General features: G+C 62.7%; 20 protein-coding genes. 9 read left to right on the top strand and 11 right to left on the bottom strand.

Annotated features, from left to right (window positions below; all coding sequences use genetic code 11):
• The first annotated feature begins 78 nt into the window (after positions 1-78).
• Complete coding sequence (locus IC761_RS15405) at positions 79-1,347, top strand: polysaccharide deacetylase family protein (RefSeq protein ID WP_195804045.1); 1,269 nt, start codon at positions 79-81, stop codon at positions 1,345-1,347.
• Positions 1,348-1,351: 4 nt separating this feature from the next.
• On the opposite strand, the gene IC761_RS15400 is transcribed toward IC761_RS15405, so the two are convergent.
• The gene (locus IC761_RS15400; RefSeq protein ID WP_195804044.1) at positions 1,352-1,726 is read right to left on the bottom strand and encodes a hypothetical protein; all 375 of its coding nucleotides are present in this window, start codon (positions 1,724-1,726) and stop codon (positions 1,352-1,354) included.
• Between the two features lie 277 nt (positions 1,727-2,003).
• On the opposite strand from IC761_RS15400, the gene IC761_RS15395 reads away from it, so the two are divergent.
• Both IC761_RS15395 and IC761_RS15390 read left to right on the top strand, forming a co-directional pair.
• On the top strand, positions 2,004-2,261 hold the full coding sequence (locus IC761_RS15395; protein WP_195804043.1) for a hypothetical protein: 258 nt from the start codon (positions 2,004-2,006) through the stop codon (positions 2,259-2,261).
• Between the two features lie 232 nt (positions 2,262-2,493).
• Positions 2,494-3,198: a transglutaminase-like cysteine peptidase gene (locus tag IC761_RS15390; protein WP_210338534.1), complete on the top strand. Its 705-nt coding sequence runs from the start codon at positions 2,494-2,496 to the stop codon at positions 3,196-3,198.
• On the opposite strand, the gene IC761_RS15385 is transcribed toward IC761_RS15390, so the two are convergent.
• Positions 3,195-3,533 (bottom strand): helix-turn-helix domain-containing protein, encoded by a 339-nt coding sequence (locus IC761_RS15385; protein WP_195804042.1) that lies wholly within the window; start codon positions 3,531-3,533, stop codon positions 3,195-3,197. The two genes, IC761_RS15390 and IC761_RS15385, sit on opposite strands and share 4 nt — an antisense overlap.
• 358 nt (positions 3,534-3,891) lie before the next feature.
• Here IC761_RS15385 and IC761_RS15380 point away from each other — a divergent pair, with 358 nt between their 5' ends.
• Entirely contained in the window at positions 3,892-4,197 is a 306-nt protein-coding gene (locus IC761_RS15380; protein ID WP_195804041.1) for a hypothetical protein, read from the top strand.
• A 49-nt stretch (positions 4,198-4,246) separates the two neighbouring features.
• Here IC761_RS15380 and IC761_RS15375 read toward each other — a convergent pair whose 3' ends face one another.
• The 6 genes from IC761_RS15375 to IC761_RS15350 form a co-directional block, all read right to left on the bottom strand.
• On the bottom strand, positions 4,247-6,508 hold the full coding sequence (locus IC761_RS15375) for an AAA family ATPase (protein WP_195804040.1): 2,262 nt from the start codon (positions 6,506-6,508) through the stop codon (positions 4,247-4,249).
• A gap of 257 nt (positions 6,509-6,765) precedes the next feature.
• Positions 6,766-8,955: a glycosyl hydrolase family 28-related protein gene (locus IC761_RS15370; protein ID WP_195804039.1), complete on the bottom strand. Its 2,190-nt coding sequence runs from the start codon at positions 8,953-8,955 to the stop codon at positions 6,766-6,768.
• A gap of 75 nt (positions 8,956-9,030) precedes the next feature.
• Complete coding sequence (locus tag IC761_RS15365; protein ID WP_195804038.1) at positions 9,031-9,657, bottom strand: class I SAM-dependent methyltransferase; 627 nt, start codon at positions 9,655-9,657, stop codon at positions 9,031-9,033.
• 163 nt (positions 9,658-9,820) lie between these two features.
• Entirely contained in the window at positions 9,821-11,272 is a 1,452-nt protein-coding gene (locus tag IC761_RS15360) for a hypothetical protein (protein WP_195804037.1), read from the bottom strand.
• Complete coding sequence (locus IC761_RS15355; RefSeq protein ID WP_195804036.1) at positions 11,269-12,537, bottom strand: hypothetical protein; 1,269 nt, start codon at positions 12,535-12,537, stop codon at positions 11,269-11,271. Before IC761_RS15355 ends, IC761_RS15360 begins: the two co-directional genes overlap by 4 nt.
• A gap of 99 nt (positions 12,538-12,636) precedes the next feature.
• Complete coding sequence (locus IC761_RS15350) at positions 12,637-13,557, bottom strand: peptidylprolyl isomerase (protein ID WP_195804035.1); 921 nt, start codon at positions 13,555-13,557, stop codon at positions 12,637-12,639.
• Positions 13,558-14,118: 561 nt separating this feature from the next.
• Between IC761_RS15350 and IC761_RS15345 the strand changes: the two genes are divergently transcribed.
• Entirely contained in the window at positions 14,119-15,771 is a 1,653-nt protein-coding gene (locus IC761_RS15345; RefSeq protein WP_195804034.1) for a substrate-binding domain-containing protein, read from the top strand.
• 152 nt (positions 15,772-15,923) lie between these two features.
• On the opposite strand, the gene IC761_RS15340 is transcribed toward IC761_RS15345, so the two are convergent.
• The gene (locus tag IC761_RS15340) at positions 15,924-17,006 is read right to left on the bottom strand and encodes a thioesterase domain-containing protein (protein WP_195804033.1); all 1,083 of its coding nucleotides are present in this window, start codon (positions 17,004-17,006) and stop codon (positions 15,924-15,926) included.
• 242 nt (positions 17,007-17,248) lie between these two features.
• Here IC761_RS15340 and IC761_RS15335 point away from each other — a divergent pair, with 242 nt between their 5' ends.
• Positions 17,249-18,487, top strand: coding sequence for a glycosyltransferase (locus IC761_RS15335; RefSeq protein WP_246791527.1), 1,239 nt, complete (start codon positions 17,249-17,251; stop codon positions 18,485-18,487).
• A 36-nt stretch (positions 18,488-18,523) separates the two neighbouring features.
• Here IC761_RS15335 and IC761_RS15330 read toward each other — a convergent pair whose 3' ends face one another.
• Positions 18,524-20,320: a carbamoyltransferase family protein gene (locus IC761_RS15330; protein WP_195804032.1), complete on the bottom strand. Its 1,797-nt coding sequence runs from the start codon at positions 20,318-20,320 to the stop codon at positions 18,524-18,526.
• A gap of 462 nt (positions 20,321-20,782) precedes the next feature.
• Here IC761_RS15330 and IC761_RS15325 point away from each other — a divergent pair, with 462 nt between their 5' ends.
• From IC761_RS15325 to IC761_RS15315, 3 genes are all read left to right on the top strand, one after another.
• Entirely contained in the window at positions 20,783-22,237 is a 1,455-nt protein-coding gene (locus tag IC761_RS15325) for a sugar transferase (protein ID WP_195804031.1), read from the top strand.
• Positions 22,238-22,462: 225 nt separating this feature from the next.
• A complete protein-coding gene (locus IC761_RS15320) occupies positions 22,463-23,608 on the top strand; it encodes a glycosyltransferase family protein (protein ID WP_195804030.1) in 1,146 nt (381 codons plus the stop codon).
• Positions 23,605-24,627 carry an NAD-dependent epimerase/dehydratase family protein gene (locus tag IC761_RS15315; protein ID WP_195804029.1) on the top strand — a complete coding sequence of 341 codons (1,023 nt, stop codon included), beginning with the start codon at positions 23,605-23,607 and terminating at the stop codon, positions 24,625-24,627. Before IC761_RS15320 ends, IC761_RS15315 begins: the two co-directional genes overlap by 4 nt.
• A gap of 138 nt (positions 24,628-24,765) precedes the next feature.
• Here IC761_RS15315 and IC761_RS15310 read toward each other — a convergent pair whose 3' ends face one another.
• Positions 24,766-25,758: a glycosyltransferase family 2 protein gene (locus IC761_RS15310; protein WP_195804028.1), complete on the bottom strand. Its 993-nt coding sequence runs from the start codon at positions 25,756-25,758 to the stop codon at positions 24,766-24,768.
• Positions 25,759-25,761: the final 3 nt, after the last annotated feature.

Here is a 25,761-nt window from a genome sequence, read left to right as displayed (position 1 = left end):
GGGGTTTTGCGCCTGAACCGTTTTCAGGCATCCCCGACCTACTATGGCGCCAGTCGCATATGAGGGCAGACGAGGTTCATGATCGGCAGTAGCGTTGCTTTTCGGACGCGATCGTGGGCCGTCCTGCTTCTGGGCTTGCTGACGACGGCGTCGCCGGCAGCCTTCGCGGCCGAATGCCCCGGCCATCCCGATGCGCTCGGCACCTCCCGAACCCTTGTCGTCGATCCGCGCGAGCATCCGCGCATCGGCACCATGCAGTACCGCGAGACGTTGCCGTTGAAAGACCACGAGGTGGTCCTGACCTTCGACGACGGTCCGCTGCCGAAATATTCCAACCAGGTGCTGAAGATCCTGGCCGACGAATGCATCAAGGCGACCTTCTTCACCATCGGCGGCCAGGCCAAGGCGAGCCCGGAAGGCGTGCGCAAGCTGGTCGCGGCCGGCCACACCGTCGGCACCCACAGCATGAACCATCCGCTGACCTTTGACCGGATGCCGATCGAGAAGGCCGAGACCGAGATCAATGGCGGCATCGAGTGGACCTCGGCGGCGATGACCGATCCGTCGTCCCAGCTCGCGCCGTTCTTCCGGATTCCCGGCCTGATGCGCGCCGAAGGCGTGGAAAACTATCTGATCTCGCGCGGCATCCAGGTGTGGAGCGCCGATTTCCCTGCCGACGACTGGCGGCACGTGTCGCCCGACCGCGTCTACCAGCTCGCGATCCAGCGGCTCGAGGCCAAGGGCAAGGGCATTTTGCTGCTGCACGACATCCAGGCCCGCACCGTGGCGGCGCTGCCGAAAATCATCCGCGACCTGAAGGCGCGCGGCTATCGCATCGTCCATGTGGTGCCCGCGACCGCCGACCGGCCGGCGACGCCGACCACGCCGGTCGAATGGTTGTTGCATCCGCCGAGCGAAACCACGCCGATTGCGCGTTGGCCGGCGGTGCCGAACTTCGTGTTCGCGCAGACCGTGACGCTTCCGGCCCCGAACCTCGCCGATCTCAATGCGCAAGCCGCCTACCAGCCGCTGTTTCCGCGCAAGACCGTCGCGCGTGCGGATGTCGCGGCCACCCTGCCGGTGCCGGACCGCGATCTCTTCGCCATCCCTGAAGGCTCGATCGAGGTGCTGCTGTCGACGACCTTGTCGCGGCGGGCCGCGACGCGTGTCGCCATGGCGGCCGAAGCGCCGCGTGCGGCCAGGGGCAAGGCGGGCAAGATGCAAGGACGCAAGACCGCGCATGCTGCGCACGCCGCGCCGAAACACGCGGCGCAGGCCAAGAGTCAGGCGAATGGCGCCGCGCCGCATCCGACACGGCTTGCCAGCCTGAAGAAGCGCGCGCAGTAAATCCTTACTGCCGCATGATGGCGGCGACGCAGAGCAGCACGATCAGCGCCAGGAAGAACAGGTCCATATAGGACTTGAGCTCGCCGTCGCGGCGCAGCCGCGCGACATCCATCACGATCTGCTTGCGCGCGCTCGTTCCGCCCGAGCCGTCATTGATCGGGGCCTGGAGGCGCCTGGTCTCGGCTTCGAGCTTCTCGATCTTCTGGAAGAAGTAGAACGCCCGCAGCGTCGAGGCCGCGCGCATGCCTGAATAGACCAGCACCAGGATCGCCAGGATCGCCCGGTTCGGATACTTCTCCATGAAGTTCAGGCTGAAATAGACCAGCGCCATGAACGCGAAGTTGGTCAGGAAGCGATAGACGAAGCTAAGAAAGACCATGTGGCTCCAGCCTTGAGCGGTACGACCGTTTGGCTTTGTCGAATTCAGAGATGTGGATTGCAGGCCGGAACAGCCGGCCTGAGCGGCGCGCGAGGCCCCTCTACGCCAACTTTGTTTCAACAAAGATACGAACGCCAGCGCAATTGCCGCCTTTTAGCCACGCGCGACCATAATGCAAGCGAGGACAGCGGTCGGCTTGTTCCGCGCGCGCGGCTCGATGGAGATTCAACGGAAGCTACAGTAGACTGACACGGTCACCCGCATGTGGGGTCTGCCGATGCCGAAGAAGGGAATCACGGGCCACGACGACTGGGTTCTGACCGAGGCGCTCGCGACCGCGCTGGTCGCGCTGGAGCAGCTCGCGCCGAAACACCAGCCGAGCGCGCATATGGATGATATCCGAAAAATGCTGGCGAACGGCAAGGAGCCGGCGGCGGTGAGCCTGCATCTCGCCCAGGCCAAATGCCGCCTGTTTCCAGAGACCGACCCGCTCGAGATCTACAAGGAATACGGCATAGGCGAGGAATATGGCTAAAGCCCCGGCGCGCACCGGGCTCGACTATATCCCATGTGATGTCAATCGGTTGCCGGAAACCTCTAAGGCTCGAGGTGCGCGCCCGGAAGGGCCTGCGATTTAATCCAAATCACACCATGGCCGGCTTTGCCCGGCGCCTTTCGCCGAGATCCATACAATTTGAAGCAATCGCTTAGCGGGATCGCGAAGTGTGTCTGCGAGCCTCCCATCCGGACGCCGATGGGGGACGGGCATGGCGAATTTCAGCAGCGAGAGACGACACGCCACCCGGCTTCGCGCCTGGGTGATGGCAGCCGCTGCGCTCGCCGCGATCGCCCCGCTGCATGTTTCGCCGGCCCACGCCTTCCTCGGCCGTCCGGTGCTGTTCGCCGCAATCGGAAATGCCACGAAGGCGCCCAACGGATGGTTGCAGCTTTGCGCGACCGGTGCCGAAGAGTGCAAGCCGGAGGCCGATCAGGCGCGTGACGTGACGCTGACGCCGGATCTGCTCCAGCAGCTCTACGAGATCAACAAATACGTCAACGACCGCGTGCAATGGACCAGCGATGCAGAGCTCTACGGGAAAGCTGAGCGTTGGGCCTATCCGCTCGACCGCGGCGATTGCGAGGACATGGTCCTGCTCAAGCGGCGGCTGCTCGCCAAGGCCGGCTGGCCGCTGGGGGCGCTTCTGATCACCGTCGTCGAGGAGCGCGGGCACGAGAAGGAGCGTCACGCCGTCCTGACGGTCCGGTCCGATCGCGGCGAGATGATCCTGGACAACCTGACGCCGGAAATCCTGTTCTGGTACGAGACCAGCTACCGCTATCTGTCGCGGCAGAGCGCCGCCGACCCGAATGTCTGGGTGTCGTTCAACAGCGCGCAGGCCAAACCGGTCACCGATCTCGCGCCGCTGCCCTTGCCTCCCCCCTTGGGGATCAGCCTGGGGATCAAGCCCTAGCCCTTCTGACGTGCACGAAGCTGCTCTTCGTACTTGAGCTTCTCCAGCAACATGTCGGTTACAAGACGTCGCAGTTGCGCGTTTTCGACTTCGAGGCGCTTGATGGTCTCTTCGGAAGAGGCCTCGCGCGGCGCGCTCAAGCTGATGGTCATCTCGCTGCCTGCGCCATCCGCCGACTCCGGGGATTTGACCATCTTCTTCCAGCGATGATATGTCATGATGCTCACGCCGAGCGCTTTTGATATCTCGCGCTGCGTCTTGCCTCTGGCCACGAGTTGATCCGCCTGAGCCAGCTTGTCCGAAATCTCCCGCGAATCATGTCTCCTGCCGACCATCTCCGCCCTTTCCGGCCAATGTTCACTTCACACTAATAAGCGCAATTAGTTAACCTTTTCAACATACTTATGAAAGGTTGGCTAACGTGTTCTTGGTGGTTAGGCTTGACGCGGATCGTCCCCGCAGTAAAGCCACCACTTCACCATCGACGTGACGATGGTTAACTTGCGCCCGCCCGATGCCCCCAGCCGGCGCTCCCGATGCCCGTGTCAGCACCACACCGTTAGCACCAGAAAATTCCCCTAGACTCAGGCTGCCGCATCCCCCTCGAGCCTGCATCGCAAATTCAATCACGAAATTAAAGGAAAAATCAGGGCTGCCCCCGAATATGCCGCGGACCAAGGGGAAAAATCCGTCGTGCCTCAGATCTGGCTGACTTACAACGAACTGGCCGCGCTGATCGACTGCGACGCGGCAGAGGCCTGCGGCACCGCCGCGGCAATCCCGCTCGATCGTCGCAAGAGCCGCGACGGCCTGACTCGTGTGAAGCTCGACGCCGCACTGACCGAGCTGTTTCTCGACGCCGCATTACGACAGCGGGCCGAGCAGGAGATCGCGGCCTGCGCCAGCAATCTCCGAGCGATGCATGAACGAATGGCGCGACGGCCGCTCACGCTACCGACCCCGCACGCGGCAGCCGCAAGCTCGACTGGTCGGGGGTAGCTGGCGGCCCCGTTCCGAGACGTGACCGCGCGCGAGACGGTTGCGGCGTTCAATAGTATCCGTGGCTGCTGGCGACGTCGTCGAGCATCTCATGCCGCCCGAACTCCCTGAGATCGACCTTGTTGAGGACGACACCGAGCAACCGCTCGTAGATTTCGGGAGCTCCGAGCAGTTGCTGCCGCACCGTGTTCTTGCGCGACCGGCCCCATTCAATCACCTGGACGTATGTATCAACGATGCCTGCCGTCGCCCGGACTTCAGCAACGGGACCAAGGGGCGGCAGGTCGATGATGATATAGTCATATGTCTCGCGTAACCGCTCGATCAGCATTTTCAGGGCCTCCGAGCTGAGAAGCTCGCTGCCCTGAGCCGATCTGGACCCGAGGATTGTCGGGAGGAAGTCGAGCCCGCGCGCGGTGCGGAGTGCATCGTGCAGCGCGACCTCGCCGGCGAGTACTTCGAGCAGGCCATTGGCCGCATCCGGGGCCATGGCCCGGCTGATCGTCGGATTGGGAAGGTCACCGTCGACCAAGATGACCTTCTTGCCGACATGTGCGATCAGTTCGGCGAAGTTGCTGGCGATCGTCGATTTTCCCTCGTCAGGCAGCGTCGAGATCACGCCGACGACCCTGCTCCGCCGACCGGCCGTGCTGACGTCGACCGCGACCTTGATCGAGCGGAACGCCGACGCAAACAGCGACGACGGATCGAGAACCGCGCGGCCCAACAGCGGATCCGCTCCGCCAGGCGGCACGGCGTCCAGCCCGATATAGCGCCGCAAGGGCGCCGGCAAACGCGATCGCGGCGGAGCGTCCAGCAAGGGCACCACGGCGAGACATTTGACCTGGAGGGTTTCCCGCACCTGGCGCGTGCTGCGGAAAACCGGGTCGAGCGCCTCGCGCAAGCCGGCGATCACCAGGCTGAGCGCAAGCCCCAGAACCGTGGCGGCACCAAGCACGACGGATGTGCGCGGGCTGCTCTTCTGCTTGGGCGCCGTCGCCGCGCTGATGACGCGGGACTCCGTGATCGGAAACGATTGCTGCTGGATCGCCTCCATGTAGCGCTGGAGGAAGCTGTCGTAGATCGCGTGAATGGCCTGGGCATTGCTCTCGAGCTCGCGCAAGCCGATGCGTTCGCGGTTGGTGAGCCTCGCATCCGAGACCATGTCCGCGAGCTTGTTCTTGAGCGACTGCTCGCGTGCGACGGCGATCTCATAGTCGCTCTTGTTGCTTTCAGCGATACGGCGCAGCTCGTCGGTGATGGATTGGCGCACCTGCTCCATCTGGGCCCGCACGTTGATCGCCGCCTGATGGTCGCTCCCGTAGCGCTGCGACAGGATACCCTCACGCTGGGCCAGGTCGAGATACTGATTGCGCAACCGAATGACGATCTCGCTTTTCAGCGAATCCACGACGGACGCGTCGGGGATATCCATTTTCAGGATATCCTGGATGCGATCGAGCCGCGCCTTCGCCTCGGCGCTGGTCCCGCGCGCTGTACTCAGTTGACTCGTGATCTCGCCGAGTTGCTGCTCTTCCAGCGATCGCGTGCTGGTGTTGGCTCCTCCGGACGACGAGGCGATAGCGATGTCGACGATCTTGTTTTTTTCCTTGTAGTCGAGCACGGCGCGGTCGACGGCTGAAACCTGCTCCCTCAGTTCGGCGATCCGATCCTGGAGCCATTTACTGGCTCGCCTTGTGGCCTGGTATTTCGACTCGAGCTGGTCGACGATGTAGGCCTCGCCGATCCCATTGGCTATTTCAGCGGCGCGATCGGGACGCAGCGAGGTAAAGGCGACGTCGAGCACATAGGTGCGGCCGACGCGGGTGATGGTGCGCTGACGCAAAACTGCGTCCAGAGCCTGCGACTGCCGGCTCTCCAGGCTCTGCGTCGAACTATCAGTCCCCCAAAACCTTCCGCCAGATCCGGCGAACTCAGCGTCCTCCGCCAGATGCATCTCTTTCACGACGGACATTCCGACGCCGTCGGACTTCAGGACTTCGACCTGGGTTTCGACCTGAGTGGTGTCGAGCGGCGTGTCCGCGAATGACGTCTGCTGCTGTTGCAGCACCCGCAATTTGCTGGAGTCGATCAGCACCATTGCATGCGCTGTGTAACGCGCCGGCGTCGTCAGGAGATAGGCCACGCCGAGACCGATCGCGCAGGCGGTGACGATCAGAAAGACCAGGTACTGACGACGGAAAAAGCCCCAGATCTTCTCGACGAGGTCCGACACGGAGATCGCGTCGTCGAGATCTTCCCGCTCCGCCTGATCGATTGGATTGGCTGGCACGACCGTTCGAATATCCATCGTTGTCCGCCGGGGATTGGCGCCATCGACGCGCCCCCGTCCAAATCCTCGACTGCTTGCCTGCCGCGTGACCACGCGTGTCTCGGGCCACCCGATGCCCCGCCAAAGCCGGTCGTCAGGTGCCCAGATATGAGACGTGCTCCCCCTTGCTTCGGCGAAATAAAACAAACCCCCATTGCGTCATCTGCGCGTCACAGATGCCGCGTCCCTCGCGGCAGGTTCCGCGGCAATTCGACCGGGTCGGCGCGCCGAGGAGGTCACCTGTCGATGACATTGACCGTGTTGCGCCGTTCAGTGGTCAACAACACCCCGCGGTCGATCACCAAGCCAACACGCGACGCTCCAATAACATTGTCCTCGATCACAACGTCACGTACGCCCGGGAAGGCCGGCGTGACACCGGTCACTTCGATATGAGAGTCGTTGTCCATCCGGTTACCGCGCACGATCACGCCGCGAACCAACGGCGGCAGGTTCCACACACCGAGCGAGCGCACCGCCTGAACCGCGATCAAGGCTTCGCCGGACGCGATCGTGCGATCCGGCCCCGCCTGGTAGGCGTTGCCTTCGGTAATCCGGTTGTTGAGGAGCTGGACCTGCCAGCTGGGCTGAAAATGGTGATAGGTCATTCCGCGGTCGAAGAAACCGCCAGTTCGCGTGGCGACGTTTCCGGCAAGCACATGATTCAGGCCGGTGCCGTAGAATTGTGCGGCGACGCCGACATCCTGGAATGTGTTGTCGACAATGAGATAGTTCTGATGCATCTGAACCACGGTGACGACCGAGGTCGCATCGAGGTCGACCGCAAGCTTGCGGTCGAGCGTAACCGACATCGGCCCATTGTTGCCGGCCGGATCGAAGCGGACGACGCGCGCGAATTGGCCGGCCCCGAGCCCATCCACAACCATGACGAGGGCCCCCACCCAGGTCGTTGCGATGACATGTTCGTTCGCCGGCCCCGGTAACGATAGCTGGTCCGGCGCAACGCTCACGGCAGGACCGAAATAGAAGCCACCGCCGCCGTCACTCGAGATCGCTTCGCGGTCCCAGCCGTATATCGCCTTGGAAATATTGTTGGCGAAGAACACGTTCTCCGATCCGGTCACATCGGGCGAAAGCGTATTGATCGATCCACCGGTGCCCTGAAGGTCTGCGGCGGTGACGGTGTTATTTTCGAATATGACCCGCTTGACCCCGGTGAATGAATACCATCCCAACCGACCGTTGTTGAGAATGTTGCCGGAGATCACGGCGTTGCTCGCCTTGAGCAGATAGAGCGACCGGCCCGATCCAACGACATCGCAATCGGTGACAGTCAACCGATCGCCCGTCAGACGGATCGTATCCAGAAACTGTCCATATTGCTGCTCGATCTTCAGCATCCGCTGATAGGTTTGCTCGGCAGTTGTATGGCCGCGAAAGGCCGAGGCGCGAATACGCACGCGCCGGAGAGCAATGTCGGACGCATTCGGGATCGGAACTCCGTTCAAAAACCCACCCGCCACGATATGCCGATGCCGCGAGGCATAGATCGTCAGGTCTTCGATCGCGAAATGCGACGTGCCTGCAATCAGCGCCTCGGGTGGATCTTCCACATCCGACCAGACCAGATTGACAAGATCCGTTCGCTCGCCCTTGAGCGTCACATGGGGCGGGATCATGAGCGGGCCCGTTATCAAATACCGGCCGCGGGGAAAATAGACGGTGCCGCCGCCCTGTTGAGCCGCGCTGATCGCGGCTCTGACGGCCCGCGACGCGTTGATGACGCCGTCGCCGAATGCGCCATATTCGCGCACGTTGAAAATTGCGCCTGTCTCCGCGACGGCAGGAACGACGTGAATCCGTTCTGCATCGACGACGTCTTCGTCGGTGCCGTTACCGTTCGAGAGGCGCAGACGATAGTCGCCGGGCGCCACCGTATCCGGAAGACGAAAGCGTCCGTGCCAGAGATTCCCTGCGCTCGGACTCAACGTGACGGGCTGGCCCGCGCGTTCTGGAACCATGATGAGTTTCGCCCGATCCAGCCTCCGGACAATATTGCGACCGAAGATGCGCACTTCCCCGCCCGGCGAGACCGTGTCGCCAAGGCTGGTCTGCACCCAATAGATGGTCGGTCTGTTGAGCAGGGCAGCGCTCTCGCCTTGCGGATAAGTCAACGTGAACCGGTAGACCCCGGGGGCAAACTCCTTCGGCACGACAAATTTCACGGATTGCGCGTCTTGCTGGATCAACTCCACCGACCGCGGGGCGGATCCGTCCCCGCCTGAGGCGCCGTCCGGAACACGGCTGATGCTGATCGCCGTGACGGCATCGAGTTGTGATCCCGTGACGATGACTGTGTCATCCGGACCAACGGGATCGTTGAACCAGAACATATGCGGCTGCGCATCCGCGTCCGCGACCGCGAGGACAATCAGCGCAAATGCGATGCACAACGATCGAAACATGCGATTGCGCCCCCGGTACAGGCTCGCGAGGTCTGTTACGACGGCTTCAAGATGAAGCAGCCCGATGGCCTCGTTCTATTTCCGGGCGACGGCGAGCATCGATTTGGCCAGCGGTGGTATCCGCCCGACACGGTGGAATTCAACGTCGCGGAGACCGGCTTCCTCGAGCAGCATACGAAGTGTCTTGTACGACCAGAACTTGATGTGCCCGTGATCCCACAGCGCCGTGAAATGATGGTCCAGCCGGCCCGTGACAGCCATCGTCAGATTTTTCCAGTAGCCGTGATAGGGCGTGCTGATGATCGCGGTGCCGCCCGGCTTGAGCAGACTATGCACGGTGGCGGCGAATTTGCGTGGATTATAGAGGTGCTCGACGACTTCGAGGCTGACGACGAAGTCGAACTGGCCATATTTTTCGGCGATGGGATCGTAGGCCGAGCCACGGTCGATCTGGAGATGCGGATATTTCTGTTGCGCGTACCGGATGCCGGATTCGGAGGGGTCGACGCCGACGACCGAATGACCGCGGCGATGCAGCAGCTCAGTGACCGATCCGTTGCCGCAGCCGAGATCCATAACGCGGGTTCCCTTGCCGCCGCGCTCGTCGATGACGGCAAGCAGGCACGGCAAGAGAATGTCGTGCGATACGTCCAGCTCCGCATCGTCAAAGGTATATCCAGAGATCGATTCGAGCTGTTCCATACCCATCTCCTAGCCGTTATGCGGCCACGCTCGTCGCGGCTGCCCAAACGATCGCCGGGAAATCGATCGCCCGCGGCACGCTCAATAGACGTGATTGGTGACATCGCCGCGAAATCATAACGTTGCGCCGTCCCTTTTATGATCTTCCCGGAAAGTCATGTTATCAATGAGACTTCCCTCGCCCCTTGCGGCTCCCGTCGCGGTCCGTCACGACCCGTCGGCACAGGATGCGGGTCAGCACCGCGAGAGCGACCATCTCGACGAATGTGAGCGAGACCACGGAGCCCAGCGAGCCGCGCACGAGAATTGGTGCCGAGGCCATGAAAATGAACGCGCGCAGATCCAAGCCGTGCACCAGCACCGCTCGCTTGCTCCCGAAGAATGTGAGCAGGAACGATACCAAAACGGCGCCGATCGCAGCGCCGGCCATGCCGAGGTCGGCGTAGAAGTCGCCCGCCACGAAACCCGACAGGTTGGGGGTTGCTGCCGTCCCGAGGTCGGCCAGCGCGCCCCCCATATCGCCCGCCAGCACCGTCTCCTTTCCCGGCCAGAGGCTGCGTGGCACGAAGAACAACATCAGACCCAGCGTCTTTCCGCCCCAGAAGAAGTCCGAGAGTTCCAGATAGCGCACCTCGTAGACGAGCATGTCGAGCACGTCGAGGCCCGGGATCGTCAGCACGCTGGAGACGTCGACGGCTTCGATCGCCTCGGCCAACGAGGCGCCGGATCTGGAAGTGAGATTGAGCATCGGCATGAGGACGACGAGGCCGATCACCACGCCGAGATAAAATGTCTTGATGCCGAGCTTCCCGGAGATGAAAACCAGAACGATCGGCAGCCAGGCGATCAGGAAAACGAATCGCGCCGTGTTATACGGATTCTGAGCAACGAAGAGCAATGCGAGCGCAATTGACGTCGACATGACGACGACGGCGCTCCGCCGACGAGGCATGCACTTCGCATAGACCGCGATCAGGAGACAGGCGACCATCTGTAGCCCGAGTGCGGAAATGCCCGCAGTTCCCACCGCGCCGTCGTCAGACAATTCCTTGGAATATCGATCCGCAAGGACATTTCCGATACCGCCTTGCGCAACCACGAACACGGCAAAGCCGAAGACGCTGAGGACCAGCAGTACGGGCAACACGTTGACCTTCAACCGGTAGCGCACCGGCTCCGCCGCCGTGACGAGCCGCCTGATCAGGATGCTCGTGACGGTCGCGGACAGGAGGAAGATGATGATGATGATGAAGGCGGTTGAAATTTCCGTATTGGTGAAAAAAAGCCCGGTGACCGGTCCTTCATTCTCAAAATGTCCGAACCTCAACGTCTGACAGGGCGCGATGACGAAGAACACGTACATCAGCAGCCACAGCATGTCCTCGACGGTTGCGTAGCGCCCCGCAATTCGGGCGACGTTGTAGCAACAGATCAGGAAGGCGGGAAATGTCAGCGCGGCCACGAATTTGTCCGCCGCGAACAGCACGTTCAGGGCGTAATAGCCGACGAAGAAGGCCAGCCTCATGCGCATTGCGGGGGCGAAGAGCCGATGTCTTCGCAGCCTCACCGGCCTGTCGGCGAAGCCGCGCATCTCCGCGCTGGTCATGGCGGTCATGGCTGCTGCCCCATCGCCGCAACCTGCTGCTTCGACCTGCCCAGCCGCAGCGCGAGCAGCACGACGCCAAGCAGGGTCGACAGGATATCGGCCGCAATGAATGCATACACGCCGAGCCTGCTCAGGAACACGTAGCTCGCCACAACCCCGACCAGGTGGAAGACCGTGATGTCGACCGCGAGGCCCTCATAGGCTCCGGTTGCGGCCAGCCCCTGCATCATCATGACCACCGCGGTCACCGTCAGGATGGTCGGGGCGAACGCGCTCAGGAGTGGCGCGACGGCGCTGAACTTGCTTCCCGGGAATTGGGCGGCGATCAATCCGGCCGCCGACACTGCCGCCGTGAAGCTAATTCCCGTGGCAGCCACCAGTTTCTGAACGCGGAGGGCAGTTCCCACCGGATTTTCGTTGTGACCGGACAAGCATGCGACCAGGGTCGGGAATTCGACCCGCTGCACGAAGGCCACGATCTGAAGCGCCCCAGTCGCGACCTGTTTGGCGTAGAGGAAGAGAGCGGTTGTCTCGGCACCAAAATAGGTCGCGCTCAGGACCACTTGCGCGCGGCCATAGATCTGGGGCGGCAAGAGGACCCAGAGCATCGCCCCGCCTTCCCGCGCCGCCCTTCGCAGACCGCGCATCGTCGTGGTCGGCGCATGTGGCCGCCAGCCGAGTTTGACGAGCGCGATCCATTGCACCACGACCATCAGCAAGGATCCGCCGGCAAAAGCCGCGCCGAGCGCCGCGCCCGCGGTATCGGGCGAAGCGTGTCTCGTCGCAATGAGAACGAGCGCAGAGACCGCATAGGGAAACGCAGCGCTGGTCCCGCTGATTCCGCTGAACTTGAATCCGTCCAGCAATCCGGCCGCATTGCAGGCGACGAACAGCAGACCGGGCGCCGCAAACAGCACGTAATTTCGAGAAAATCCATCCGGAGCGAAAGCAAACGCATAGATGCTTGCCGCGACGATCAGAGCCATCGCCAGAAGCATTCGAAACACGCTCGCATTCCAGAAGGCTTGCGAAAGCTCCTTGGCAGCACTCCCGGAAGCAGACGCCGCGTGGCGCGCCAGCGTGGTGTTCGAGCCCGCATCGACCGCGAGGCTGCCGAGGACGGCAAACAGAAAATGGGTCCCGAACGAGGCGAGCAGACGATATTCGCCAGCGGCGATCAGCCAGGTCTGGGTCAGGAACACAGCTCCCTGCCCGAAGCCGTATCCGCCGAACAGAAGCCCGATATTCGCGGCCTGCGACAACCGTGGCTTCACTAGCAATTCCTGTTCCCGAATAGTCCTGGAACGATCGACCGAAGCCGCTGAGCTTCGGCGCGATCGTCCCTCAACGGCTGTCGTTCGGCGCGACCGCCATCAGTTCGACGTCTTCGCCTTGGCGGCGTCATTCGGCGTCTTGGCGGCCTGATCCTGCGGCGGCTCGGGGATATCCATCCGCTCGATCTTCGCCTCCGACCGCAGCTTCTCCATGGCCGCAAGCTGAGCCTTCCGCGCCACGACCATCGCGAACTGACTCTTCACGATGTCAAAGTCGAGCGGCTTTCGCGTCTGCTTGTCCTCGACCTTCACGACTTCCCAACCCTGCTCCGTGCGGATAGGGGCGGTCGTGCTTCCCACGTCGGTCGTGAACGCGACCTTCGCGATTTCCGGCTTCATCTGCTGGCGGCTCTGATAACCCGCTTCCTTGAGCGTGGCCGGCAAAGACGTTCCTGTCATGTCTTCTGCGACCTTGGTGAACTCCTCGCCCTTCTTGACGCGGGCGACGGCCTCGTTGGCGCGCTCCTCTGCGGTCTTGACGGCCTTCTCATCGCCGGCGGCGTCGACCTTGAACAGCATGGTCCGCATGCGGATCTGGGGCTCGCTGGTGTCCTTGACCGCCTGCTCATAGGCCGCGCGCACGGAATCTTCCGAGATCGCGCCCTGCCCGACGGTGCCCAGCCAGCTTTCCATCAGCGCCTTCTTGCGGATGAAGTCGAAGTTGCGCTGAAGGGCAGCCTCATCCACCTTCAGATCCCTCTTCTGCGCATCCCGCGACATCAGCGCGACGTCGATCAGGTACTGGACCAGAAAATCGTGACGCGCCTTCTCGTCCAATCCCTTCAGATCATGCACGAACATCTGCTGCGCCAGCGCGTAGTCGCGGCCGTCGATCACGATGTCGTCGACCTTGGCGACGATGAGGTCGCTGACCTTGGCGAGAACCGTGTCGCTTGACTGGGCGCGGCTCGATCCGCTCGCGGCCCAAAGGCTCGTCGCGACTGCGAGTCCGACCACCATTCGAGAATACACGCCAGACGACTGTTGGCGGCGAACACGATTGAGAACCATCATACCCTCGATCAGATTTAGAAATGCATCACCGAAGACTGCACAGCAGCAGCGTGACGGCGTGATGCTCCCGCAACTGCAACTGGTCGTGCCCGCTCGGCAGGACCAGGATGCGTCTGTAATGACCCAAGCCTGACGCTAATATAATGCAGGGAAGAATGATTTGTGACTATCGACTCCAGTTATGTTATCAAACGTTGTCATGATGTTTTTTCAGTCGTCGCGAAGCGGGCTGTCGCGATCAGCACATCATGCAGGATCGCGGCGCGATTTGCGTGAAATCAAAGCGAATTGCAGCAGTATTTCGTCTTTGATGCGGTCGGAAGATTTCACCGCAACACACACTCAACCAACAAGAGCGCCGCGCTCGACGAGTATCATTTGACGATGTTATCGTTTTCACAAATGTAACGTTAAAGCATAACAAAGCCTGACTAGGGTCCGCCGCACCCGATACGATGCCCGCTGGGGGAGAAGGTCGGGACCTTAGAAATCGAACAGGAGTCTCTAATGAGAAACTGGAAAGCGTATTTGCTGGCCTCGGCCGCCATCGGCACTTGCGGCCTGGCTGCGCCGGCCCAAGCTCAGCTGGTCTACGCGGGAGGTGCGTCGTTCCCTGCCCCGGTCTATCGCTATCTCTTCGACTGCCACTCCGTCCAAGTCGACGGCAATCCCGCCGGCCCGACCTGGCCCTATCCCGCCATCGGCAGCATTCCCGCCGGCACGTTCGAGCCCGCTTATCCGATCTCTCCGTCCTGCGGCAGCGGGACCGGCGACTCGAGCGGCCTGTTCATGCAGATCCTCTACGTTCCGGTTGGCTCGGGCGGCGGCAAGCGCGCGCTCATTGCCCATGACGGCTCCTCCAACGGGACCGGCTTCGGCTCCGCGCCCGCCGTTGCGCTCCCGATCGTTTCGGGCTGGATTCCCGGCTGGACCGATCACTACGGCTATCCGTCGGTGCAGTTCGTCGGCAGCGACGACATCTGGAATTCGACCGATGCGGCGAACTACACTGCGACCGGCAACAATGCCAAGTACGGCAACATCATCCAGATGCCGGCTCTGGCTGGCGCTGTCGTGATCGCGTTCAACGGCAAGGACGGTGCGGGCACCACCCTCAATATCGCCAACGCCGTTCCGGCGGGTGCGACCTCCGACAAGGCCACGTTCGGTTATCCGGGCAACTATACCGGCCTGAACCTGACCCGCAAGGCGCTGTGCGGCATCTTCACCGGCCACATCACCGCCTGGAACGACCCCGAACTGACCAAGGCCAACAACAACGTTGCTCTCGGCACCGGTCAGATCAAGGTCATCCACCGCGCTGACGGCAGCGGCACCAACTTCCTCTTCACCAATGCCCTCTATCGTCAGTGCCAGGGCGTCACCGGTCCGCTCAACACGGCCGATGCGCTCACCGCTTCTCCGACCACTCGCTCGTGGGAGTTCCGTTTCAGCGCCCGCGTCAATACGGCCTGCCCCGACGCTCTCTATGAAGCGAACAATCTGATCAACTGGCCGGATTTCACCAACGACACCTGCTCGCCGGCTCAGCCGCTCAACAACAACCCGGGCGGCGGTGTGTTCGTTGGTGCCTCCACCAACGGCGGCGTCAAGACCGCGATCGAGAGCACCAACGGTGCAATCGGCTACTCCACCACCGACTTCTCGCAGCCGGTGCTCTCGACCGGCATGCAGGTTGCCAACGTCCAGTCGCAGTATGACGTGGACAACGCCACCGGTGCCTTCCAGTGGCCCTCGCCGACCCGCATCAACAACGCGATGGCTGCCGTCACGCCGATCCTGCCGGACGCCAATGCGATTGCGAACCCCCTGAACTGGAGCTCGCAGTCCCAGGTTCCGAACCCGGCCACCCCCAGCTCGTACCCGATCGCGGGCTTCACCTGGCTGGACTTCTATCAGTGCTACAGCCAGACCCGTGACAGCGGCCTCGGCCTCGGCACCTTCCAGAACATGATGAACTACATCGGGTTCCACTACTACGACTCGCACGCTGCTGCGATCCTGAAGTCGCAGGGCTTCTCGCCGATCCCGAACGCCTGGCGCGATCCGATCATCCCGCTCATCACGGGCGGCCCGTCGCAGATGGGCAACGCCGGCGATTCGGCCAACCCGGTCTGCAAGACCCGCTCGGGCGCCTGATCTGACCGTACAAGGCCTCCTTCAAACGAGGCACCTGCACCCGGCTTCGGCCGGGTGCATTTTTTTGTACCGTTCGTCTGAGGATATGACGCGCGTTGCTTGCGCCCGGCGTTGCGCAGATTTGGGTTTGTGAATTCGTCGCGGGACAATGCCTACAATAGGCGAGCGGCGATCTCGGATGCCAGCCCGCGCACGAATGGCGGGAAGATCATGTTGGCATGGGTGCCATCGACTTCCACCACTTCGAGCTCGGGAATCTTCGGCCGCCAGGTTTCGACGGGATCGACGAGATCCCGCTTGGCCGACTCCCACGACTTGAACAGAACGACAGGAAAATCGACGACGGGCGGCACATAGCGTTCGTAGGCCACGAGTGCGAGATCCTTGACGACCTTGATCCTGTCGTCGAGCCCGGATTCGTAGTAGCGCGTGAATTCTGCATCATAGGTGAACTGACCGATCAGGCGACGGATCAGCGGACGCACGATATTGAGCAAGTTATCAAGGCGCTGCCCCGATGGCGCCTGGAACAGCCCGAAGACCCGCAACTGCGAGCGCCGTGCCGCATAGCGCAGTCGCGTCGTCAGCGACCAGTGTCTTTCCACGACGTTGGTGTCGATGAGTCCGATCAATCCAAGCTTTCGATTGTCCGAACGCAGTGCCCTTGCCATCTCGATCGCGATCTCGCCTCCCATCGAATATCCGACGAGATTGACCGGCGCGGCACGATCGCCAACGAGATGTTCGAGAAACTCGGCCGCGGTCGCTTCGATGGACTCGAAGCGCGGCGCGTCGCCCTCGAAGCCGGGCGGCTGAAGTCCCCAGATCTTGCCGGGGAATGATGACGCCCGCGCCAGCGCGACGACTTCAAACAGAGTCCCGCGAACGCCTGCGATCAGATAGAGCGGCGGACGATCGTCGCCATCCTTCAGCAGCAGCAGCGGCGAAGGCTCGGGCCACCGATCGGTCGCGATAGCCTCGGCAATGGCGTCCGGCGTGCCCAGCCTCAACGCGGTGCCGATCGGAATCCTCTTGCCCAGCGCCTCTTCAATTTCATCCAGCAAGCGAACCACCCGCCTGACACCGATCCCGATATGGCGGAGATCTGCGTTCGGCTGCTGTCCCTTCGGGCCCGTCGTGCGCTGCCAGATATCCAGAACCGTCTCAAGGATGGAAGGCGATTGTTCTATCGAGGCTGACCCGAGCTGTGCGTTGGGCGTCATTGCGTCGCTCATGATCGCATCCCCTGCCGGAACATTTCTCAGCTTGTGTGGCTCTGGCATTCGGAGACGCGATGCTTCCGGCGGGTCCGCAAGTGCCGCCAGCGCACGGTGATGGCAGCGCTCGTTGACAGTCTGATGAATTCAGACGCGCGACCGACGTCATTCCGCGTGATCCTTGATAAGACGGCGATCAATTTGATATCGTTCATCTCATCCATATATTGTATGGATCATATCTGGATGTGAAGCCATCAATGAAGCCGTCATTGCGCGTTCTCGAGATCATTGCGTCAGTAGACCCTCGCGGTGGCGGGGCCATCGAGGGCCTGCTTCGCCAAGCGGAGGCCCGGCGTGCCTTTGCTACGGACACACATATCGTCAGTCTCGACGCCCCGGACGACGGCTGGGTCGGCGCATGTCCGGTGCCGACCTTCGCGGTCGGGAGCGGGATGCTGAGCAAGCCATCCGGCCCGTTGAACTGGCTGTGGGCGCATTACGGCTATGCGCCGAAATTCGTGCCGTGGCTGAAATCGCATGTCGGCAACTACGATATCGTGGTCGTCAACGGACTTTGGAATTATGCAACGTTCGGGGCGCGGCAGGTGCTGCCACAATCCGGCATTCCCTACGCCGTGTTCGTTCATGGCATGCTCGATCCGTGGGCTCGCGGGAGCTTGAAGCATGCGTTGAAGCAGGCGCTTTGGCCGCTTTGCGAAGGCCCGCTGCTTGCAAACGCGAACGCCGTGCTGTTCACCACCGAAGACGAGATGCGCCGCGCCCGCAACACGTTCTGGCCATATCGCGCCAGCGAGCGAATTGTCGGCTACGGGACCGCGGACATCGTGGGGGATCCCGCGCACCAGGTCGGCGCTTTCCGCAAATCCCTGCCTGCGCTCGGCGACCGCTCGTTTCTGCTCTTTCTCGGTCGAATCCATCCCAAGAAGGGCTGTGATTTGCTGGTCACCGCGTTTGCAGGGATCGCGACCGAGCACCCCGAGCTTGATCTGGTCGTCGCGGGCCCGGACCAGGTCGGCTGGCGCAGCCAACTCGAGGATCAGGCCCGCGCTGCCGGCATTGAACGTCGCATCCATTGGCCCGGCGCGGTGTTTGGGGACATCAAATGGGGCGCGCTGCGCGCCTGCGATGCTTTCGTGCTGCCATCGCATCAAGAGAACTTTGGCGTCGCGGTCGCCGAGGCACTTGCAGCCGGCAAGCCGGTGCTGATCACCGACAAGGTCAACATCTGGCGCGAGGTCAAATCTGACGCTGCCGGCCTGATCGCGACCGATGACGCCGCGGGGGTCTGCGACCTGCTTGCTCGCTTCGCAGCACTGGCCGAACCCGAGAAGGACGCGATGCGCAAAGCCGCCCGCGATTGCTTTCTGCGGCGGTTCGAGATCAGCATCCCGGCCAAGCGGCTTGGCCGGGTGCTCTCCGAGGTCGCAACAGCGCATGGCCGGACGCCGGCGATGGCTACGAGTGCAATCTCCTAGCCAGGCGATGCACGCGCAGCGGAATGAACGAGCTTGTCAGCTCGCCGCGGCTTCGGGCGACCTGCAAGCGTCGCGCACCAGCGCCTCATGCTCCGGCTTGGCGACAATGTAGTTGCCGAGGCACAGCGCATCAAGCCCGGTCCGCACGAAGCAGTTCACAGCCTGCTCCGGCGTATCGACGATCGGCTCGTTCTCGTTGAAGCTGGTGTTGAGAACGATCGGAATACCGGACAGGCGACCGAACGCTTCGATCAGATCGAAGTACAATTGGTTCGTCTCGCGCTCGATGCTCTGAAGCCGGCCGGTGCCGTCGACATGGGTGATGCCCGGCAACTGGTCGCGCCATTCCGGGCGTACCTTCACGACGTGCATCATGAACGGGCTGAAGACGTCCTGTTCGAAAAACTTGCCGACCGCATGCCGCACGATGGTCGGCGCAAACGGGCGGAACAGTTCGCGGCGCTTGATCTTGGCGTTGATGAGATCCTTGATGTCCGACCGTGTCGGATCGCCCAGGATCGAGCGGTTGCCGAGGGCACGTGGGCCCCATTCCGACCGGCCCTGATACCATCCGATCACCAGGCCCGCCCGGATCAGGCGGGCGGCAGCGTCCGGAAGTTCGGCGCGGGACACCTCGTGGACCGGAAAGCCCGCAGCCTCGGCTGCCTTGCGCAGCATGCTGTCCGGATATTCCGGGCCCCAATAGGCATGCTTCATGTAGAAGCGCTCCGACCGACCCGCGACGTTGTGCCAGGCCCACATGGCGGCACCGATGCACAGGCCGTCGTCGGACGCGGCCGGCTGGAGATAGACCTTCTCGAACGGGGTATCACGCAGCAACCGCGCATTCGCCACACCGTTGAGCGCACATCCGCCGGCATAGGTGATCTGGTTGGTGCGGACCCGATCGTGAAGCTTCTGGAAGCAATCCATCGCAACATCCTCGAACCGCACCTGGCACGAGCGGGCAATGTCGCGCTGGCGTTGCGTCAGCTCGTCGCCGCGCTTGCGCGGAGCGCCGAGCTTTTCGGCCCATTTGTCGGTGTAGAGCGTCCCCGTCACGATCGCGTTGCGATCGTCCACCCCACCACTCTCACCACCCGAATGCATTCCGAACCATCCGGGTGAAAGACGGAACCAGCCGTCGTCGGGCGAGGTCACGAGCTCGCGCATGAACTCCGCGTAGGTGTTCTCCCCATAAGGGGCAAGGCCCATGACCTTGTATTCCTCGCCGAACCCGTCAAACCCGATGTACTGGCAGCAGGCCGTGTAGAAGAACCCGAGGCTGTTCGGCAACGACACGCGATCGAGCACCTCAATACGGCTGCCCTCGCATCGTGCGGCCATCGCGCTGACGAAATCGCCGCTGCTGTCGTACGAGAAGCCGGCGGTGACCCCTTCGAACGGCGAGCAATAATAGGCGCTCGCTATGTGCGCGATGTGATGCTCGATGTTGACGAGCTTCGCCCGCAGCGAGCCGGTCGCCTCGCCGCACGCTTCCGCAACGCGGTCGACGGTGCCCTTCTCGGCATTGGCGCGACGCAGATGCTCTGCCGCCGCCTGCGCCCCGCGCCACGGATTCTGCAAGACATACATGGCCTTGCTCAACCGGTTTTGCTGCGTATCGCGGGGAACCGCGATGATATCGATATCCCTGGCGCTGACCCCGCCGATCGCGAGGACCGACCTGATCGCGTGTTCCGGGAACGACGGATCATGCTTGATGCGACGTCCGAAGCGTTCTTCGGCGACAGCCGCAACGACCTTGCCGTCGAGGATCAGCGCGGCCGATGCATCGGCGTGATTGAAATTCAGCCCCAGGATCGCGGTCATATGCCCACCCGTCTCCTCTAGCGGCCGCCGCGATTTCCTGCGTCGGCGCGTGTGTTACGCGGAACGTCATGCGCGAGCCCCAAGCACGCACCTCACGGTCGTCAGGCTCGCAACCTGCCCGTTCGGCACGTTTCGATCCCGTCAACGCGGGCACGGGATACACCACGTCATATTATGTTACGATGACATGCGACATCGCGATCACATCACGGTGTCATCGACCTCGACCGCGCGACGCGCAGTCTCAGGCGTCCAAGGCCCCGCAAATCTGCCGCTGCGCCAGCCTCTGCTGGCCGGAACGGGCCGCACGTGTCTCGTGGAACTCTTTCTAACTAATGTTGTGACGTCGCCCCGATGTCACAGTCTAATGTTAACTGAATGTTAACCGCAACAAAGCCCGCCGGAACGCCGGCAAATGCGGTGAATATCTATGAAATGACAAGGGATTAGACGGTAATTGCCATGAGATCATTGCGCATTCTGCTGGCGGATCTGGCGTTGGTGTCATTCGCGCTGGTCGCGTCCTCGGTGCTTCGCGAAAATCTGGAATTCTCGAGCGATCATCTCGTCGCGCTGATCCCGTATGGTCTCCTGACGATTGCCGCGGCTGCAATCGTGCTGCCATTGTCGGGCGTCACTCGCGCTGTCTGGCGCTACTCTTCTCCGCAAAACTATCGCGATATCGTCACCGCGGTCGTGGCGATCGTCGCCGGCGCCTCGGTGCTGACTTTCGTTGCCAACCGGCTCGACGGGGTGTCGCGCGCGTTGCCGCTGCTCCAGGCTCTCATCACAATCACCCTGATGATCGGGGCGCGCATCGCGAGCCGGCTTTGGCATGCACGGCGCTCGCCGGGCGATTGGCAGCAGGACGTGATCGTTCCCACGGCCGAGTCCGTCCTTCTCGTCGGCCTCAATGAGCTGGCTGAGCTCTATCTGCATTGCATCACCCGCTATGCCCGCGATCGCGTTCGCGTCGTCGGCCTGCTGGACGCGCAAGCCCCTCGTGGGCAGTCGCTGTTGTCGCATCGCGTCCTCGGCACACCGGAGCAGGTTGCCGATGTTGTCCGCACGCTCGAGGTCCACGGCGTCGTCATCACCCGGATCGTGCTTGCAGTTCCGCTTCGCGAGCTGTCGGTCCAGGCGCGGGAAGCCCTGTTCGCCCTCGAAGCTGCCAACGCGATCCCGCTCGAATTCCTCGATCAGAAGATCGCATCGGAACGTCCGAACCGGGAGGCACCACGCAGCGGCAAAGCCCCCGAGACGCGGGCGCAGACCTATGCATTCAGCGCGATGAGCGGCGAGGGCCTCGCCAGCTCGCCCTATCGCACCATCAAACGGTCCCTCGACATCTTTCTCGCGGCGCTGCTTCTCGTGATGATGGCCCCCCTCATGGGCGTGGTCGCGCTCATCACGATCATGGACGTCGGCTTCCCGGTGCTGTTCTGGCAGCAGCGTCCGGGGCTCGGCGCGCAGCCGTTCAAGGTCTTCAAGTTCCGCACCATGGCCGCAGCCCACGATGCGCTCGGCCGCCGCAGGCACGAGTCGCAGCGCGTTTCCGCGGTCGGCAATGTGCTGCGCCGGACCCGGGTCGACGAATTGCCCCAGCTGATCAGCATCCTGACCGGCGACATGTCGTTCGTGGGCCCGCGTCCGCTGCTCCCAGTCGATCAACCGGCGGATTATTCGGCCCGCCTGCTGGTGCGTCCGGGCCTCACGGGCTGGGCCCAGATCAAGGGCGGGCGCGCGATCTCGCCGGCCGACAAGGCCGCGCTCGACGTCTGGTACGTCAAGAACATGTCCTTCATGCTGGATGTTAAGATCATGCTCGGCACCGTTCCGATGATCTTGTTCGGCGAGAAGATCGAGAGCGACGCCATCGCGCAGGCCTGGCGCGAACTGGAAAAATCGCGAGCCTGAGCTGAAAATCATGGGGCCGCCGTCATCCTGGCGGTCTCCGCGCGAGGCGTCACGTGTCGTGAAGGCGACATGTTACTGCCATAGCGTCACGCATATCTTACCATCATAACTTGCGGACCATATGTTATGCTACCCGAGTGCCCCAATATGCGATGCGGCAAGCGGCGCGCGCGCGGCCTGACTGGCCGCGGTGTGGTTCACTGAGAATTCGGGCCCGCCGCCGTCATGTCCGCCTCCCGGCTCGTCTACATCTGCGATTGGCTCCCGCCGGACTTCGGCGCGGTGGGGCAGTATTCGGTGCTGTTCGCCCGCGAGATGGCACGCGACCGCGGCCTGCATGTTACGCTGGTCGGCCTCACCTCGGGTGAAGCGACAAGTTCGATCGAGCGCTTCGAGCGCGGCACGCTCGAGATCGTCAAGGTGCCGGTTCCCGCCTACGACAAGGCCCGGACCTCTGCGCGCATTCGCTGGACCATCACGACCAACACCAAGCTGCTGCGGGCCGCGCTCCCCTTCATTCGCAAGGCGCAATCGGTTCTCTTCACCGGCAGCCCGCCGCTGTTCCTGCACTGGATCGCGCCGCTGAACGTGCTGCTGCGCAAGCGGCTGATCTATCGCATCACCGATTTCCATCCGGAATGCGCGATCGCCGAACGCGGCAGCCCTAGCCTGTTCCTCAAGCTCGTCCTCACGCTCACCCTGTTCTGGCGCCGGCGGGTCCACACGTTTGAGGTGCTCGGGCACGATCAGGCGATGCGGCTCAACGAGATCGGCGTGACCAAGGATCGCATCGTGCTGAAGCGCGATCCCTCCCCGATCGAGATCGGCCCCGGCACTCCGCCGCTCGCCCGGCCGCCGCAGACCGACGGCAAGTTTCTGCTGCTCTACTCCGGCAATTGGGGCATCGCACACGACACGGCGACCTTCGTCAGCGCCTATATCGAGCATCACAAAACTGGATCAGGAACGGTGCTGCTCTGGCTCAACGCCATCGGGAAGGGCGCGGCCACCGTCGCCGAAGCGCTTGACGAGGCCAAGGCGCCCTACATTCGCACCGATCTCGTGCCGCTGGACCAGCTCGCCTCGCTGCTCAGGACACCGGATGCGCATCTCATCACCCTGAAGAACGCGTTCGTCGGCTACGTGCTGCCGTCCAAGGTTTATGCCTGCGTCGACTCGGATTTGCCGGTGATGTTCATCGGCCCGACGGAATCCGACGTCCACCTGCTCTGCGACGCGCGCAAGTCCAGCGCGTACTTCCACGTCGATGTCGGCGACAGCGATCGATGCGCCCAATTGCTCGAAGATTTCGCCGCGAACCACAACGCATCGTCAGCAAAGAAACTACGATTGGTCAGGAGCAGCGTATGAAGAAGGCATTGGTCTGCGGCGCAGGCGGGTTCATCGGGTCCCATCTGGTCAAGCGCCTGAAGGCGGAGGGTTTCTGGGTCCGCGGCGTGGACCTCAAATATCCCCGCTTCAGCCCGACCCAGGCTGACGATTTCATCGTCGGCGATCTCCGCGATCTCGCGGTCTGCCACGAAGCCGTCGATACGCGCTTCGACGAGGTGTATCAGCTCGCCGCCGACATGGGCGGCGCGGGCTACATCTTCACCGGCGAGAACGACGCTTCGGTGATGCACAATTCGGCGCAGATCAACCTCAACATCCTCGAGGCCTGCCGGCGCCGCAATAGTTTTCGCATCTTCTACTCGTCGTCGGCCTGCATCTATCCGGAATACCGCCAACTAGAGGCCGAGAACGCGGGCCTCGCCGAGAGCGATGCCTATCCGGCGGCGCCCGACAGCGAGTACGGTTGGGAAAAACTGTTCAGCGAGCGCCTCTACGCGGCCTATGCCCGCAACCACGGCTTCGAGGTCCGCGTCGCGCGCTATCACAATATCTTCGGCCCCGAAGGCGCCTGGAACGACGGCAAGGAAAAGGCGCCGGCCGCGATCTGCCGCAAAGTCGCGCAGGCCGGCAACCCCGGCGAGATCGAGATCTGGGGTGACGGCGAGCAGACCCGCTCCTTCCTCTACATCGACGAATGCCTCGAAGGCACGATCCGCTTCATGCGCTCAGACTGGGCCGGCCCGGTGAACATCGGCTCGGAGGAAATGGTCTCGATCAACCGCCTCGCGGCGATCGCCGCCGAGATCGCCGGCAAGACCATCACGCCGCGGCACATCCCCGGCCCGCTCGGCGTGCGCGGCCGCAACTCGAACAACAAGCTGATCTTCGAGAAGCTGGCCTGGCGTCCGTCGCAGCCGCTCAAGAGCGGCATCGCCAAAACCTACGCCTGGATCGACCAGCAGGTCCAGAAGACGCAGCGCCCCAAGGACGCTCCGAAGCCCGCGATCCGCCAGCCGGAAATCGTCGCCGCGGAGTAACGACCACAAGAAAAGGGCTGATGGCGACTGTGCCGCATCCGGGATCGGATGCGGCACTGTTTTGACTCACGACAGGCTGGAGGTTAATGTCATCGCGCTTGGCACGGGCCGCAGTCAACTACAGTCGATCGAATTTGCCTACGACTGGTGCGCGATAGCTCGCTCGCGGCCGCGTTCGCCGTCCGACGCGACGATACGTGGCATCGGGGAAGCCGGCGCCGGAACCGCGACATTCGGATCAAATCCGGTCGCGAGCCGCACCGCCTCGCTGACCGGAACGCCCCGTCGCTTGGCCAACGCCATGATCTCGTCGAGCTTGGCGTCGATCAGGGTGCGGTACCAGAAGCCCTGGAGGATGTGGAAGTAGTAGCCCTGCTTGCCGTCGAGGAAGCCGAGCCGCGCGACATAGCGGTAGAGGAAGAAGAACAGCGGCCGCACGCCGCCAGGGAGCTTTTCGTAGACCCGCTCCTTGACGAAGCGCTTGAGCTTGGCCTGCCAGGACGCGCTGTGGCGCTGGATGTCCATGTTCTCGCCGAGCAGCCCGCGCGAGGCGAGGATGTCGATGACCTCGCGCGAGGCGTAGCGATTGTGCTTGCTGGTCCACCAGTCGAGCGAATTGAGGTTCTCGTCGACGAGATCGATGGTCGATCGCACCACCTTGCCGCTGACGATGATGTGCTCATCCATCCAGCGCTGCTCGCAGGAGCCCTGCCCGGCGCGCCAGAGCCGCAGCTGCCAACTCGGCTCGATGGCGCCCCATCTGATGCGGCGTCCGAGGAACACGATCTGGCGGCGGACGACCACGCCGGCGACGTCGCGCGGCTGCCGGTCCAGCAGATCATGCAGGCCGGCCGCCGATTCCGGCGTGAGATATTCGTCGGCATCGATCCGCATCAGCCAGCCGGTCTTGCCGGCGCAGGCCGAGATCGCCTTGTTGGTCTGGGTCGCGTAGTTGATCCAGGGATTCTCGATCACCTCGGCACCAAGGCCGGCCGCGATCTCCCGGGTGCGGTCCTTCGAGCCGGAATCGACGACGAGAATGCTGGCGCAGTGCGCACGGATGCTCTCGATGCAGCGCGCGATGTGCTTCTCCTCGTCGAGCGTGAGGATGATGGCATGGATCTCGGTCATCGC

The organism is Bradyrhizobium commune (assembly GCF_015624505.1).
GTDB classification, from domain to species: domain Bacteria; phylum Pseudomonadota; class Alphaproteobacteria; order Rhizobiales; family Xanthobacteraceae; genus Bradyrhizobium; species Bradyrhizobium commune.
The sequence above is the reverse complement of the archived record's forward strand: the minus strand, read 5'-3'. Positions and strand labels throughout refer to the sequence as shown.